This is a genomic window from Microbulbifer aggregans (genome assembly GCF_020524005.1).
In the GTDB taxonomy this organism is placed as follows: domain Bacteria; phylum Pseudomonadota; class Gammaproteobacteria; order Pseudomonadales; family Cellvibrionaceae; genus Microbulbifer; species Microbulbifer aggregans_A.
In genome coordinates, this window is record NZ_JAIVKK010000015.1 from 1 (window position 1) to 14671 (window position 14671).

The window sequence follows — 14671 nt, forward strand, 5'->3', positions numbered from 1 at the left end:
ACAGACTGCCGACATTGCCCGCTCAAAAACCAGTGCATGCGTAATCCCGCATCGGCGGATACACGCGATGGACACGGCCGGCAGGTGTCTTTTACCTGGACAAACGGAAAGACGGCGACAGACTGGATGAAAAAGCGGATTGATAGTCTGGAAGGCAAAACAATATACAGTCATCGTATGTCTGTTGTCGAACCGGTATTCGGGAATATCGGCACCAACAAGCGATTGAATCGCTTCTCGTTGCGTGGCAAACACAAGGTACAGGGACAATGGCGGATGTTCTGTTTGGTGCATAACATCGAGAAGTTGATGAACTACGGTGCTATCCATTGATTAACAGGGTTATCCACACTGATGACGCCCAAATATCCGGAAAGTACGCACAAGTGTGATTATGTTAAAGAAGTGTGCTTAAATCCTGAGCGCATCAAAATAATCAGAAAGGGCCAAAAGTTGGCGACGACGGAAGTCGTTTTTCTACAGGCTCGTTAAGTGCTCGGGAGCTTCGATTTTACATCCATACTTTGGTGCAGAATTCTTATGATCTCAACGCAGTCATTCTCACCAATTTTGTAAAAAATAATATGAGCGCCGTGCGGAATTTTTCGATAGCCGGATTTAATATTTTCACTGCTCACACCAGATAGTGGAGACGCGGCGAGGTCGTGAAAGGCATCGTCGAACTGTTTGATGTAAACGTTTCGCTGGGCCACTCCCCAGCGCCGCTCAGTAAAATTGGCAATACCTTTCAAGTCACTTTTTGCTTTACGGCTTAGCTTAAATGAACTCATGGAGTTTTCTTTTCATCAAGCTCAGCAATAAATGATTCATAGGTATAATCGGTGAAACCGCTTTCCTCGCCTTCCTGCAACAGTGAGCGAAGTGTTTCCAGCTTGGTTTCGGTGTCTTCGAGTAACCGCAAGCCTGCACGAACCACCTCACTTGCAGAGCCATAGCGGCCGCTGGCGACTTCTTTGGCTATAAATTCATCAAAATGTGACCCTAGGGTCATGCTGGTGTTCTTGGCCATAGCGCCTCCTAGTACCAATAAGTACCTAAATATGGTATCGAGTGGGCGGGTTGTCAAGTACTCCGGACATGCACTTAACAAGGTGCTGCAGCCGACGCCTTGCTTTGCGCACTTTTTGCGCGGTCGCTGCGCTCCCATTTTCGCGCAAAAAGCGCCCAAAGTAATCTGCCGCTGCTCGTGACGTTATGTGAATCCGGTGCAAATTTGGCAAAGACATCTCGGTTGCGTCAATTCGACCAGTTACGTGCAAGAAACTCATCAGTACGGAACCTTGTTCCATAAGGTCAGGCGGGGGATTCGATATTGGAAATAGGTGAGACTTACAATGTTATCTTTGGTAGTCATGGATCGCTACAGCAGGAAGGTTGTCTCCTGGTCGCTGAGTGATAGAAGGGATGTGTCCGTTTTATCGGGGCAAGATCGCTTTCGGGGCAGGGACGGCCTTTCCGCTGCTCCGCAGGGCCAAGTTCGCCCTTAAACCGGGCGTTATGTGTTATCGAGAATAATATGATTTCTGAAGCAGACTGGAAAAAAGTAAAGAAGATAAAAGAAAAGGCGCTTGAAGTCTTTTGTGATAGAGCTCTGTCTGATATAGGTGAAGCTATTTCTAAAGATAGCTCCACTAGGCACGGAAAGTTTCTTTACGTTTATAAAATGGCCGAAACTCATCACAAAAGGTTAGCGTTGATTTTTGATGATTTGAGGCGCTCCAATGCAAGAGTACATCTTGCACTTATAGTTTCAGAAGGTCTCGTATCAACTGAAGACTTCTCTTCGCTTTCAGAGGAGTTACGAGCCTTCATCCAAGAACATGCATAACAACAAGGCGAGGCATTTCGTTCCGGCATTACAGGCCTCCATCCGGCAGCTTACTTTGTGCACTTTATGCACAAGTCGCTTCGCTCCTATTTTTGCGCATAAAGCGCCCAAAGCAAGCTGCCGCTGATCGCGGCGTTAATTATCACGGGCTATCACAGTGAAATTCGAAGTATCGAGTACTCTGGATATCAACTCTGATGACATTGTCGAGCTACTTACTATGGATGGTGTGAATACCGAGCTAAGTCCATTTGTTCATATGACTGCTCCTAGCGTCTGGTCGAAAAAACCGATTTTCGAATGGCCTGAAGGGCAGACACTTTTTACAAGCTGGATACTTCTGTTTGGGTTCTTCCCGATGGATAGACATAAGTTCTTTTTTAAAAATGTCGATCGTCAGCGAGGTTTTATGGAAGAGTCTAGTTCTCTGACAAATAGGTATTGGCGGCATCATCGGGTAATCTCGAGATACGGAGTATCGTACCGGATTACGGATAGTGTCGAGTTCTATTGTAGGTTACCGTTATTGGCATACATTCTTGGTCCTGTATACCGATTCATTTTCGCGCACCGGCATAAGGTACTGAGGTCACAGTACGGTGGTAGAGCCAGTTAACAAGGCGGGCAATTTCCTCCGGGCCATCGGCCCTCCGCGGGACAGCTTACCTTGTGCAAGTTTTGTACGGGTCGCTGCGCTCCCATTTTCGTGTAAACATACACAAGGTAAGCTGCCCCTGCCGGCGGTGTTATGTGTAAGACTTGCCCACGTTTATTAGACACCTTGTATAGTCCTGTTTCGGATTAACACGGAGATGTATCAGGGGTAATAAAAAGGAGCATACTCCTACTAGGCGAGTGCTGAAAGCTGGTGGTTGTCAGCCAGTAGCATAGCTAGGCCGCCGTTATTACGGCCGGTGCGGACTGGTGCGGTGATTGTTGTTAAATATCTAGGGTTAGCAGGATCTGATGGATAGCCTTTTTGAATATTATTTAGTTGATTGGATTGGGATTGGACTGAGCCTACTTTCAGTGTATATGTTGGGAAACAAGAATAAATGGGGTTTTATCGTTTTCGCTGTTTCAAATGTGGTGTGGATATTCCTGGGTTTAGCATGGATGGATAGCATTGGTATGGCTGTGGGGAATTTTATATTCATGCTTATTAATATTCGGGGTTTTACCCGCTGGCGAATGAATAGTGGGGCTGAAGATTTTGTGTCTAATAATTAGCGGCCCAAGCCCGGTCTGCGGGGCGTACATTTTCTGTCGGTTTGCTGCACAACGTAATCATTAGCCATTACTTTGAAACACTTAAAGTTAGGAAAAACTCAGTCATATGAAGGAAAAAATCATACTTTCGGTTCTGCTCGTAGGCATGTTAGCGGGTTGTGCTTCTCAAGGGTTGCTTGAAAGAGAGCGGCGAGTAAATTCACTGGAGCGTCAGGCGGAAGAGGCTAGGGAAAATAACAACTACAGCAGGGCGGAGGATCTTGAACGGCAAGCTAAAACAGCCAAAGATCGCGATGACTTTGATGATGCGAATATGGCACTTGGGGTGGTGCTTCTAGTAAGTAGCTGGGTTTCTAGTCTATTTTCAGAAGATGAGCCGGAAGTTGAGTCCAGTGGTTGGCCCTAATAAATTCAGCCCGCTTGTTTCGGGGCTTTGGGCTCCTGGTGCAAGGCTTGTTTGGCACTTAGTTCATCGCGTTCTTGTTTCACGTGAGATGCGCACACTTTAAATTGCCCGTTGGCAGCGTTTTGAGTCGGGGTGGAATAATGTTCATTGCAATATTGGGGTTCCTGATTTTAGCCGGTAGCGTTTTGCAGATTCGGTTCCCAGGGCTAGCTGGTCTGTTAAAAGAGTCCGAGCCGGAAACTTGGAAGAAAATTGGTTCACCTTCAGGCTTTTCGTTCTCGGATCTTGGAAATACTTTGTCGCTATTTAGCTGGATCCTGGCTGAAAAATTTGTGGATTCGGAGAATGCAGATGTTTTAGAAGAGGGTAGGAGGGCATTTGCCAAGGCGCGTCGAGTGAAGTTTGGCCTCATTTTGGGTGTGGTTACTATGGTTGCGGGGTTCGCGATCGCTCTGGTGCGAGCATTTGTCTGATAAGCCCGAGCAGCTTGCTCTGGGCCTATGTCTACCCGGGTCTGCGGCGTCTGTGTTTTGGGGGCGCGTGTAGGCGGAAAATTTATATTGATAAGCGCACTTTCAAGGAGCGGTCATGATATACAGGGGGAGTTGCCATTGCGGCGCGGTGGTATTCGAGGTTGAAGCTCCGGATAGGATTGAAGCGGATTACTGCAACTGTTCTATCTGCAGAAAATCCGGCTATTTGCACTTGATCGTGCCCAAAAGTCGCTTTTCTCTGGTTGAAGGTGAGCAGGCGTTGTCGACCTATACCTTCAATACCGGGGTGGCTCAACACACATTTTGTAGGACATGTGGCGTCAAGCCGTTTTATATCCCTCGCTCTAACCCGGACGGGGTGGACGTAAATGTGCATTGTTTGGATGATCAGCCCGTTTCGGTCACTGTCTCCGAGTTTGATGGTCAAAACTGGGAGCAGCACGCTCATACTTTGGTGCATAAAAGCCGGGAGGAGTAGGGGCGTGGCTTTTTTTGGGGGGGTAGCAGGGGGCAATAAAAAAACCCCGAACTCTTGCGAGTTCAGGGTTCCTGTATGGCGCGCTCGGGAGGATTCGAACCTCCGACCGCCTGGTTCGTAGCCAGGTACTCTATCCAGCTGAGCTACGAGCGCGTCGTTGTGGTTGCGAACTATAGTGACTCACTTGTGCTTCGTCAACTGTTTTTTTAAAGGAATTTTTCAAAAACTCTTTAAAAATCCGCAAGTTACCGAACTTGTTGGTTTCCAGCCTGGGGCTGGTTCAATTCGATAGGGCGCGCATTCTGCCGTTCCTCAGTCCCCTTTGCAAGAGGTTTGAAAAACTTTTTTACCTGAGGGGGCTAGGGGTTAGGCGGCCTCGATTTTGCGCAGGTCTCCCAACTGTTCAGCAAAGGCTGCTTCCAGTATCTCTGCCTCCCGGTGGCGCTTTATTTTGTCGAAGAAGATACCTGCTTCGGGATAGGTAAGCTTGAGGTAAGCAAGCCACTGTTTTACCCGGTTTCCCCGGTATTTGATCGGGTAGTGTGAACAGGTAGTCTGATGGTACTGGTAGAGCAGGGTAGCCACTTCCTGCCAAGTCATTGGTGTGTAAGGCTGGTCTTCACAGTAGGCGCGGATCTGAAGGCCGATATCAGGCCGGGCCAGCAAGCTGCGACCGAACATGAATGCCTTGCAATTGGTCACTTCCCGGCAGCGTTTGAAATCCTCAAGGCTCCAGATGTCGCCGTTGGCAACGACTGGAATAGTCAGTTGGTCGTTAATTTCTCCGACGTATTCCCAATAGGCCGGCGGGCGGTAGCCGTCTACCTTTGAGCGTGCGTGGACAGCGAGCTCTGAAGCGCCACCGGCCTCTGCGGCTCTTGCGTTGTCCAAATAGGTACTGCGATCCTCAAAACCAAGCCGGATTTTCGCGGTCACAGGGATCTCCGGGGGCACGGCGTTGCGTACGGCAGAGACGATGGCTTCCACCCGGTGGGGCGTGCGCAGCAGGCAGGCGCCGCCGTCGCTGTTGTTGACCGATTTGGCCGGGCAGCCGAAATTGAGGTCGATGGCCTTGGCGCCGGCGGCGACTGCCCGCGCTGCGTTTTCCGCCATGGGCAGGGGATTGCCGCCGAGAAGCTGCAGGCGCACGGGAATGCCACTTGGGGTGGTGGCGCCACTTTCCAGTTCTGGGCAAAGGCGGGTAAATACCCTGCGAGGCAGCCGAGTGTGGGTGACCCTGACAAATTCTGTCACGCAAATATCGATGCCACCTAGCTCCGATAGGAGTGCGCGAAGGTGGTGGTCAATAACGCCTTCCATGGGTGCCTGATATATGCGGGGAACCTCGGGGTGTGGCGCAGGTGCACTGTTACTGGGTATGGCAATAGTCATGAAAGCAATCTACAGCGGGGCTTTACGATAGGTCGATAATTGTACGGCTTTCCGGCCGTGGGCGTGAGTCTTAATTGAGGATCCCTGTAGGTTTATCCTGCGAAGGGCCGATTATCGAAATTGATAATCAAAATGATCGATTTGCCCACTTATATAGTGTTTCTTGGTTGCTTCTGTAACTAATAAGTGTTTGATTTTGAAGGGATCTTATATTGATAATAACGCCCGCTATTTTGAACCGAATAAAAATATCCTGAATAACAAAGGGGGTGATCGTGCAGGAGTCATTACTGCAGCAAGGGCTGGATATCACGCTGTACGGTATGGGCATCGTATTTACCTTTCTGCTCGTGCTGGTGATCTGTACCACCATCATGTCCCGTGTCGTTACCCGTTTATTCCCCGAGGCGGAGCCTGTGGCCGCTTCTCCAGTAAGCACGCCTGCGTCCGGTGCTGCCGGTGATCTTCGTCTGCGTAAAATCATTCAGGCTGCGATCGAACAGCATCGCAACAGACGTCGATAAATGAGTTTAAGTGATTTTTTATTCGCAATTCACTTTTAAATTTCCAAGAACATTTTCCGAGAGAGACGACCCATGACTGAGGTTAAAAAGCCATTGGGGATTACTGACGTAGTCCTGCGCGACGCCCACCAGTCGCTATTCGCAACCCGCCTGCGGCTGGACGACATGCTGCCCATTGCGGAGAAGCTGGATAAAGTTGGTTTCTGGTCTCTGGAGTCCTGGGGTGGTGCAACCTTCGATTCTTGCATCCGTTATTTGGGTGAAGACCCCTGGGAACGAATTCGCGAACTAAAGAAAGCGATGCCGAATACGCCGCAACAGATGCTGTTCCGCGGGCAGAATATTCTTGGCTACCGCCACTATGCGGATGACGTAGTGGAGAAATTTGTCGAGCGCGCTGCAGAAAACGGTGTTGATGTCTTCCGTGTGTTTGACGCAATGAATGATATGCGCAACCTGCAAACAGCATTGTCTGCCGTAAAAAAACAGGGCAAGCATGCGCAGGGTACGATCTCTTACACAGTAAGCCCGGTTCACACCATGGATATGTGGGTGGATCTCGGGCGCCAGCTGGAAGACATGGGTGCAGACTCGATTGCCATTAAAGATATGGCCGGCCTGCTGCGCCCGTATGAAGGCTTCGAGCTGGTGACAAAGCTGAAGGCTGCACTGGATATCCCGATCCATATGCAGTGCCATGCCACAACCGGTCTTTCAACGGCTACTGCGCTGAAATGTATCGAAGCGGGTATCGACAATATTGATACTGCGATTTCCTCCATGTCGATGACCTATGGACATAGCCCCACAGAAGCGGTGGTGGCAATTCTGGAAGGTACCGAGCGCGATACTGGTCTGGATATCAATCTGCTGGAAGAGATTGCCGCTTACTTCCGCGAGGTCCGCAAGAAGTACGCGAAGTTCGAAGGCTCCCTGCGTGGTGTGGATTCCCGAATCCTGGTGGCGCAGGTGCCCGGTGGTATGTTGACGAATATGGAAAACCAGTTGCGCGAACAGGGCGCAGGTGATCGTCTCGACGAAGTGCTGGAAGAAATCCCGCGTGTACGTAAAGACCTGGGTTATATCCCGCTGGTAACGCCGACGTCGCAGATTGTTGGTACCCAGTCGGTGCTGAACGTATTGACGGGCGAGCGCTACAAATCCATTTCCAGGGAAACCGCTGCGGTTTTGAAAGGGGAATACGGCGCGACGCCAGCTGACGTCAATAAAGAGTTGCAGGATAAAGTGCTTGAGGGCGCTGAGCCCGTAACTTGCCGCCCTGCGGATCTGTTGGCACCGGAACTCGACAAGCTTGCTATTGAACTTCAGCAAAAGGCCGTCGAAGACAATATCCCGTTGAGCGAAGGCGAAGGGCAGATTGACGATGTGCTGACTTATGCACTATTCCCGCAAATCGGTCTCAAGTTCCTTAAAAATCGTGGCAACCCGGCTGCCTTTGAGCCTGTTCCAACTGGCAATGAAGGTTCCGAGGTAAAGAACGATAAAGGGGAGGCGGTGTACACCGTTTCCGTGGAGGGTAAGAGCTACTCCGTTACTGTGTCTGACGGTGGCGATCTCACCGGTATGGTTGAGCTCGGAGGTAGTTCGAGCGCGACAGAATCAGCGTCTGCGCCTGCCACAGGTAGTGGCGAGCCGGTAAAGGCGCCGTTGGCAGGCAATATCTTCAAAGTGCTGGTGAAGCCCGGCGAGCAGGTCTCCGAAGGGCAAAACATCGTGATTCTCGAAGCGATGAAAATGGAGACGGCCGTGAGCGCCCCGCGCGCCGGCAGTGTGACTGGTGTCAGTGTCAAGGAAGGCGACTCCGTGGCGGTGGGCGACGACCTGCTGACCATCGCGTAATCGGGGGACGATGTGGAACATATAACAAACCTATGGCTGTCGTCCGGCGCCTACAAAATGTCTTCTGGCCAGTTTGTGATGATTCTGGTCGGTTTGGGCCTGCTGTTTCTGGCCATTCGTAAAAACTTCGAGCCTTTGCTGTTGGTGCCGATTGGCTTCGGCGGCATCTTGGCCAATATCCCGGGCGCCAACCTGGCGGTTCCGGCGGTTGAGGCGGCAATGCACTCCGGCGATGCCGGGGTGTTGGGGCAGATTGCGCAGGCGCTCGGTCTCGGCGGTTTCGAGTCGATGCAGGGGCTGAAGGCTGCGCTGGAGTCTGCACCTGCTGCGGCTTATGAGCGGGCGGCCCAGGTGGCCCAGGATGCCGGGTTTAGCAACGGTATGCTGTACAACTTCTACTCGGTGGCGATTGCCTCGGGTGTTGCGCCGCTGGTGATCTTTATGGGTGTAGGCGCGATGACCGATTTCGGTCCATTGCTCGCGAACCCGCGCACGCTGTTCCTTGGTGCGGCGGCACAGTTCGGCATCTTTGCGACAGTGCTGGGAGCGGTGGGTATGTCTGCCGCAGGGATCATGGACTTCTCCATCGCGGATGCTGCGGCTATCGGTATCATCGGTGGTGCGGATGGCCCAACGGCCATTTATGTATCCAGTCTGCTGGCGCCGGATCTGCTCGGGGCGATTGCGGTAGCAGCCTATTCGTATATGGCCCTGGTTCCGCTTATTCAGCCGCCGATTATGCGTGCGCTGACCACCGAGCAGGAACGCAAGATCGAGATGGTGCAATTGCGCGTCGTTAGCAAGCGCGAAAAAATCGTGTTCCCGCTTGTGCTGCTGATTCTGGTTGCGCTGTTCCTGCCGGATGCGGCTCCTCTGCTGGGTATGTTCTGCTTCGGCAACCTGATGCGTGAGAGTGGTGTGGTTAATCGCCTTTCCGACACCGCGCAGAACGCACTGATCAATATCACCACCATCTTCCTTGGTCTGTCTGTGGGCTCCAAGCTGGCAGCGGACAAGTTCCTTGATCCGAAGACGCTCGGGATCCTGGCATTGGGGATCGTCGCATTTGCGATCGGTACCGCGACAGGTGTTTTGATGGCCAAGCTGTTGAATGCCGTGAGTAAAACCAAGATCAACCCGCTCATTGGCTCCGCCGGTGTTTCCGCGGTTCCTATGGCGGCGCGGGTATCCAACAAGCTGGGGCTGGAAGCAAACCCGCATAACTTCCTGCTGATGCACGCGATGGGTCCAAATGTGGCGGGGGTGATCGGTTCTGCGGTTGCTGCCGGTGTCATGATCACGATGGTTCGCGCGATGACCGGCTGATGCCGTTGGCCTTCTGGGATCCATAGAGAAACCCCGCTTCGGCGGGGTTTTTTTGTGGTCATCATCAGTCTGTGACCGAGAGGTCGGAAGCTGTGTTCATACCGGCGGCTTAAAGTCCGGCGCCGTGGTAATATGATCGCCGTTTTTTTGGCCATTGGGCACCTTGGCTAAGGTGCGGGAAGGAGAGGTTATGTCCTGGTTGGGAGCCGGTATCGGAGCGGGCATCGGCATGATGTTTGGTGGGCCAATAGGTGCCGCGCTGGGTGCCTGGGTTGGCAGCTCGTTTGGATCCGGGCTGAAGAGAATGGCGGAAGCGGGCATAACCCTGAATAAGGATGGTGCGCAAACCGTATTTATTGTCGCGCTGTTTTCCATGTTGGCGAAAATGGCCAAGGCGGACGGACAGGTATCCAAGGCTGAGATCCAGCTTGTTGATGACTTCATCAAGAACAACCTGCGCCTCACCGGGGAAGATCGTGAGCAGGCGATCAAGATCTTCCAGAATGCCAAATCGGACAATTACACCATTTACGATTATGCGGAGCAGTATCGCCAGTTGATCCGCAACCAGGCCATGCGTGAGATGGTCTACCGCCTTCTATTTGCGGTTGCGTTTGCCGACGGTGAACTGCACCCGGCAGAAGAGCAGATCCTGCGCCGGATTCCAGCATCCCTGGGATTGCACGAATCCATTTTCACAGCGATGTTCCAAGAGTTCGGCCGTGGCGGTGCGTCCGGACAGGGCGGTGGGTTGCAGGCGCACTACGACATTCTTGAATGCAGCCCGGATGTCAGTGATCGTGAGCTCAAACTGGCCTACCGCCGCAAGGCCGCGGAGTTCCACCCGGACAAGCTGGCGGCGAAGGGGTTGCCTGACGAATTCATGCGCCACGCGGAAGACCAAATGAAGAGTGTGACGGTGGCTTACGACACTATTGCGGCCGCGCGCAAGCGCGAGGCGGCAGTTAATTAACGGAGTTCGACGTATGTCTTTGGCGGAAACCATTCAAAGCAAGCTCACCGAAGCTTTTGCGCCCACCCATGTGGAGGTGGCCTGTGAGAGCCATATGCACAATGTGCCGGAAGGGGCTGAGATGCATTTTCGGGTGGTGCTGGTGAGTGATGCATTCTCTGGTGTGCGCAAAGTTCAGCGGCACCAGAAAGTGTACGGGGTACTTGCGGATGAGATGGCCGGGCCGATTCACGCGCTGGCGCTGCATTTATTTTCGGCCGATGAATGGCAGGGGCAGGCACCTGAAAGTCCCCAGTGCCTTGGTGGAAGTAAGGTGTAAGTACTTATAAAGGTGTACTGGCAAGTGCCGGTGCGCCTTCTCTTTCTTTGTGTCTGCTGCTCTCTTACTTAAGGCCCTCTCCCCCTCAGGGCCTCGCTCTTCCTGAAACCCACTCATCCCGACGTCTTGTAGGCATAGGCGGCCTGTAATTCGGATTGTGTTATTTCGCCAAGATAAAAGGGATGCCAAAAGTTCGGGAGTCTGGTCGCGAGTTGAGGATTTTTCCGCCATTTTTCCCGGTTAAACACTTCTTTACTTTCGCGCTGGCCTTCCTTTCTCGACTTGAATGTCGCCTGAATGGGTGACGGAAAATTTCCTATCCTATTTCAAGCCGATGTTTTTCGTGGCGTTAAACTTTTCATTTCGGTTTATTTTGGCGTGAAATTATTTCTTCGTGGCGTGAAAATTTCCGTAAGCGGTTTGTTTTTTTGCAAAAAATAAAATGGCGCCAGTCGTTGTTCCCATCGTAATAGATAACTTGTACGACAACAGAACATATAAGTTCCCTTTATCGGCATTTTTTTTGGTTGTTTTTTCTACAGTGCTGCGATCCCGTGTCTAGACTGAGAAGTGATTGGGTTAATTGCTGTTTAATTTGCCGAATACGATGGAGTTCTCAATGAAAATGACACGCGTTCTGACACCGCTTGCAATCGCTGTAGCTGCACTCGTTAGTGCCCAACAGGCTGCGGCAGGCATGTGGGATGAGGGTGATTTTGTCGTTCGGGTTGGTGCCAGCTGGGTTGATCCGGATGACAGCGATAATGATCTGCGTTTTGATGACGGTAGAATTCACGAAGATTTCGATATCGATAGTGATACTACCTGGAATATTTCCGGAGCCTGGTTGCCAGTTGAACACTGGGGCGTTGAGCTGATGTATATCGGCGAAACCAACCATGACATGGATCTGGAGCGCATTCGTGATGGAAACATCATCTACGACATCAGCGATGTTGATGTTGGCGATTTTGATGCCAGCTATGCCAATGCATTTGTAAACTGGTATCCGCTGAGCCGTGATTGCCTGGGGCAGCCCTACGTTGGTATTGGTGTTAACTACACCGATTTTAGCGATGCAGGCTTCTCCCGCGCACTCAATGACGAGCTGATCGCCAACGACCTCGCGGTTAATGGTGTGGATGTTGGTATCGGTCACTCATGGGGTGTAACCGGTCAAATCGGTGTTGATTTCCGTTTTGGACGCGAAAGCGCATTCCTTGTGAACGCTGCCGTGCTCTACATCGATGCGGATACTGACATCGACTTCTACTACAAGGATCCGCAATCAAACGATCCGTCCATCACTCGTCGTGCAACCGTGAGCGATGTGGATTACAGCCCCTGGGTATTCAACCTGGGCGTAGGTTACTCTTTCTAAAAGAGTTGCTCGTTCAAGGATGAGCGGAAAAGGCACCCATTGGGTGCCTTTTTTATTGCTACCTTTATTAGCCGTTACAACGGCTTTTCGCAGTTATGGAATACAAGGATTACTACCAGATACTCGGGCTCAAACGCGATGCTGCGCAAGATGAAATCAAGCGGGCCTACCGCAAACTCGCGCGCAAATACCACCCGGATGTAAGCAAGGAAGAAGCAGCCGAAGATCGCTTCAAGGAAGTGAATGAGGCTTACGAAGTACTCAAGGATCCGGAAAAGCGTGCGGCCTATGACCAGCTTGGCGGTAAGTGGAATGCGGGCCAGGACTTCCGGCCGCCACCGGACTGGAACCAGGGGTTTGAGTTTCATGGCGGCGGCTATACGGAAGCCGACCCGGAAGCATTCAGCGATTTTTTTGAAAGCCTGTTCGGGCGTGGAGGATTCAGCCGGGGTGGTTTCCGCGGTGATGGCGCTGCGCGAGGGGGTTATGCTGGCGGAAGGACCTTCCACGCTCATGGCAATAATACCTACGCAAAAATCTTTATTGATCTGGAAGACAGTTACCACGGTGCCACGCGCCAGATCGCCCTCAAGCATTCTGAGCTGGGAGCGGATGGCAGACCACAAATTCGCGAGCGGAAGCTCAACGTAAAAATTCCCAAAGGGGTAACGGAAGGACAGCAGATACGCCTCGCCGGGCAGGGAGAGCCGGGAATGGGCGAAGGGAAGCCCGGCGACCTTTACCTGGAAATCCACTTCAATCCTCACGGGCGCTATAGCGTCGAAGGGGCTTCGGTGTACCTGGATCTTCCCGTTGCACCGTGGGAGGCGGCATTGGGAGCCAAGGTGAAAGTGGCAACGCCCTGCGGCGACGTGCACCTGACAGTACCGCCGAATAGCCGGACGGGCGGCAAGTTGCGTTTGAAAGGGCGCGGGATACCCGCGAAAACGCCCGGGGACCTGTATGTGGTGCTCGACATAGTGACGCCACCGGCGACAACGGAAGCAGAAAAAGCGGCCTACCGACAATTCAGCGAGGCATTCAGCTTTGATCCGAGGGGGCCGTCTGGCCAAAGGGGAGGCGCATAATGGATCGACAGCAATCCGATGAAATCATCCCGGCCATTCTGGACGAGTCCAGTGAACTGACACTGAGTGAACTCTGCCGCGCCTGTGGGTTACCGGCCGAGCATATTCTGGCTCTGGTAGAGGAGGGCGTGATCGAGCCTCAGGGGCGCGCCACGCGCTGGCGGTTCAGTGGCATTTGCGTGCGGCGGGTCAGGCGGGTTTATACCCTGGAGCGGGATCTGGGCGTGAACCTGGCGGGTGCGGCGCTCGCAATCGAGCTGCTGGAAGAGATCGAACGCCTCCAGGCGCGTTTACAGCGCCTGGAGAGTCGGGATGAGTGATGAACTTACTGCACCTGCTGAGTAATCTCCACAATCAGATAGGTGGTGTAGGCCACATACGCCAGTAACAGCGCCAGGCCCTCCCAGCGGTTGATCCGGCCCTGGCCCCGGAAGCCGTAGGCAAATACAAACAGGGCAATGGTCAGTCCGACCACCATTGGCCAGTCACGGGTGACGATTTCGTGGGGAACCTCCGGCATGGGCGCGATGACACCGGCGATGCCAATGACCGCGAGCAGGTTGAACATGTTCGAGCCGACAACATTGCCAATTGCGATGTCGTGTTCTCCCTTGCGTGCGGCCACTACGGTTGCTGCCAGCTCCGGAAGCGATGTGCCAAGAGCGACAATGGTAAGGCCGATGATCAGGTCACTGACGCCCAGTTGCTGGGCGATAGTAACCGCTCCCCAAACCAGCAGGCGGGAGCTCAGGATCAACAGAATAAGTCCTGCCACTACCCAAAAAATCGCTTTGCCGAGGGGCATGGCATGGGTTTCCAGCTCTTCCTCGATATTGCTTTCGATGATGTCGCCTTTGCCGGTCAGGGCAGAATAAATAGACCAGCCAATCAGGCCGAAAAAACCCGCCAGCAGTACGATTGCTTCCCAGCGCTCGAGCCCGCCGTTCCACAGGAAAGCGCCCGTCAGGCAGCTGATCGCCAGCAGCAAAGGCAGCTCTTTGCGCACGATCTTGGAGTGCACACTCAACGGGATCAGCATCGCGGTGATACCCAGGATAAGGCCGGTGTTGGTAATGTTGGAGCCGTAGGCATTACCCAGAGCCAGTCCTGGGCTTCCGTCCAGTGCCGCGATTGCGGAAACCACCATTTCCGGTGCCGAGGTGCCAAAGCCGACGATAACCATACCGATCAACAGTGGCGGCATACCCGCGTGGCCGGCAGTTGCAGCAGCGCCTTCTACAAAGCGGTCGGCACTCCATACCAGCAGGGCAAATCCGATGAGAATGGCAATGATTGGGAGGATCATAGTTGTCCTTGTTGTTCTTAATTCAGCCGCTTGGCGGGGTTGGCT

18 protein-coding genes and 1 tRNA gene are annotated in these 14671 nt (G+C 52.7%); 14 read left to right on the forward strand and 5 right to left on the reverse strand.

Annotated elements, in window-relative coordinates:
* Nucleotides 1-333: transposase (locus LC093_RS19310; RefSeq protein ID WP_226668831.1), on the forward strand; the 333-nt coding region annotated here is incomplete at its 5' end.
* Between the two features lie 155 nt (nucleotides 334-488).
* Here the strand turns inward: LC093_RS19310 and LC093_RS19315 are convergent.
* Nucleotides 489-791: a type II toxin-antitoxin system RelE/ParE family toxin gene (locus LC093_RS19315; RefSeq protein ID WP_226668833.1), complete on the reverse strand. Its 303-nt coding sequence runs from the start codon at nucleotides 789-791 to the stop codon at nucleotides 489-491.
* Nucleotides 788-1030, reverse strand: a complete 243-nt coding sequence (locus LC093_RS19320) for a type II toxin-antitoxin system ParD family antitoxin (protein ID WP_066963070.1) — start codon at nucleotides 1028-1030, stop codon at nucleotides 788-790. Before LC093_RS19320 ends, LC093_RS19315 begins: the two co-directional genes overlap by 4 nt.
* Before the next feature lie 507 nt (nucleotides 1031-1537).
* Between LC093_RS19320 and LC093_RS19325 the strand changes: the two genes are divergently transcribed.
* The 5 genes from LC093_RS19325 to LC093_RS19345 all read left to right on the forward strand — a co-directional run bounded on the left by LC093_RS19325 (nucleotide 1538) and on the right by LC093_RS19345 (nucleotide 4457).
* On the forward strand, nucleotides 1538-1849 hold the full coding sequence (locus LC093_RS19325) for a hypothetical protein (protein ID WP_226668835.1): 312 nt from the start codon (nucleotides 1538-1540) through the stop codon (nucleotides 1847-1849).
* Nucleotides 1850-2815: 966 nt separating this feature from the next.
* On the forward strand, nucleotides 2816-3079 hold the full coding sequence (locus LC093_RS19330) for a hypothetical protein (RefSeq protein WP_226668837.1): 264 nt from the start codon (nucleotides 2816-2818) through the stop codon (nucleotides 3077-3079).
* A gap of 106 nt (nucleotides 3080-3185) precedes the next feature.
* Nucleotides 3186-3485: a hypothetical protein gene (locus LC093_RS19335; RefSeq protein ID WP_226668840.1), complete on the forward strand. Its 300-nt coding sequence runs from the start codon at nucleotides 3186-3188 to the stop codon at nucleotides 3483-3485.
* A gap of 140 nt (nucleotides 3486-3625) precedes the next feature.
* A complete protein-coding gene (locus LC093_RS19340) occupies nucleotides 3626-3958 on the forward strand; it encodes a hypothetical protein (protein WP_226668843.1) in 333 nt (110 codons plus the stop codon).
* A gap of 115 nt (nucleotides 3959-4073) precedes the next feature.
* Complete coding sequence (locus LC093_RS19345) at nucleotides 4074-4457, forward strand: GFA family protein (RefSeq protein WP_226668846.1); 384 nt, start codon at nucleotides 4074-4076, stop codon at nucleotides 4455-4457.
* 76 nt (nucleotides 4458-4533) lie between these two features.
* On the opposite strand, the gene LC093_RS19350 is transcribed toward LC093_RS19345, so the two are convergent.
* Nucleotides 4534-4610: transfer RNA gene (locus tag LC093_RS19350), tRNA-Arg, on the reverse strand.
* A 213-nt stretch (nucleotides 4611-4823) separates the two neighbouring features.
* On the reverse strand, nucleotides 4824-5849 hold the full coding sequence (locus LC093_RS19355) for a tRNA dihydrouridine synthase (protein WP_226668851.1): 1026 nt from the start codon (nucleotides 5847-5849) through the stop codon (nucleotides 4824-4826).
* A 275-nt stretch (nucleotides 5850-6124) separates the two neighbouring features.
* Between LC093_RS19355 and LC093_RS19360 the strand changes: the two genes are divergently transcribed.
* The 8 genes from LC093_RS19360 to LC093_RS19395 all read left to right on the forward strand — a co-directional run bounded on the left by LC093_RS19360 (nucleotide 6125) and on the right by LC093_RS19395 (nucleotide 13640).
* Complete coding sequence (locus tag LC093_RS19360) at nucleotides 6125-6373, forward strand: OadG family protein (protein WP_226668854.1); 249 nt, start codon at nucleotides 6125-6127, stop codon at nucleotides 6371-6373.
* A 72-nt stretch (nucleotides 6374-6445) separates the two neighbouring features.
* Nucleotides 6446-8233, forward strand: coding sequence for a sodium-extruding oxaloacetate decarboxylase subunit alpha (gene oadA, locus LC093_RS19365; protein ID WP_226668856.1), 1788 nt, complete (start codon nucleotides 6446-6448; stop codon nucleotides 8231-8233).
* 57 nt (nucleotides 8234-8290) lie between these two features.
* Nucleotides 8291-9559 carry a sodium ion-translocating decarboxylase subunit beta gene (locus LC093_RS19370; RefSeq protein WP_264193217.1) on the forward strand — a complete coding sequence of 423 codons (1269 nt, stop codon included), beginning with the start codon at nucleotides 8291-8293 and terminating at the stop codon, nucleotides 9557-9559.
* Nucleotides 9560-9749: 190 nt separating this feature from the next.
* Nucleotides 9750-10532 carry a co-chaperone DjlA gene (gene djlA / locus LC093_RS19375; RefSeq protein WP_226668862.1) on the forward strand — a complete coding sequence of 261 codons (783 nt, stop codon included), beginning with the start codon at nucleotides 9750-9752 and terminating at the stop codon, nucleotides 10530-10532.
* Between the two features lie 13 nt (nucleotides 10533-10545).
* The gene (locus tag LC093_RS19380) at nucleotides 10546-10851 is read left to right on the forward strand and encodes a BolA family protein (RefSeq protein WP_226668864.1); all 306 of its coding nucleotides are present in this window, start codon (nucleotides 10546-10548) and stop codon (nucleotides 10849-10851) included.
* Between the two features lie 619 nt (nucleotides 10852-11470).
* Nucleotides 11471-12232 carry an OmpW/AlkL family protein gene (locus LC093_RS19385; RefSeq protein ID WP_226668866.1) on the forward strand — a complete coding sequence of 254 codons (762 nt, stop codon included), beginning with the start codon at nucleotides 11471-11473 and terminating at the stop codon, nucleotides 12230-12232.
* A gap of 95 nt (nucleotides 12233-12327) precedes the next feature.
* Nucleotides 12328-13320, forward strand: a complete 993-nt coding sequence (locus tag LC093_RS19390) for a DnaJ C-terminal domain-containing protein (protein ID WP_226668868.1) — start codon at nucleotides 12328-12330, stop codon at nucleotides 13318-13320.
* Nucleotides 13320-13640 carry a chaperone modulator CbpM gene (locus LC093_RS19395; protein ID WP_226668869.1) on the forward strand — a complete coding sequence of 107 codons (321 nt, stop codon included), beginning with the start codon at nucleotides 13320-13322 and terminating at the stop codon, nucleotides 13638-13640. The genes LC093_RS19390 and LC093_RS19395 overlap by 1 nt, the downstream gene beginning before the upstream one ends.
* A gap of 5 nt (nucleotides 13641-13645) precedes the next feature.
* Here LC093_RS19395 and LC093_RS19400 read toward each other — a convergent pair whose 3' ends face one another.
* Nucleotides 13646-14626, reverse strand: a complete 981-nt coding sequence (locus tag LC093_RS19400) for a calcium/sodium antiporter (protein WP_226668871.1) — start codon at nucleotides 14624-14626, stop codon at nucleotides 13646-13648.
* Nucleotides 14627-14671: the final 45 nt, after the last annotated feature.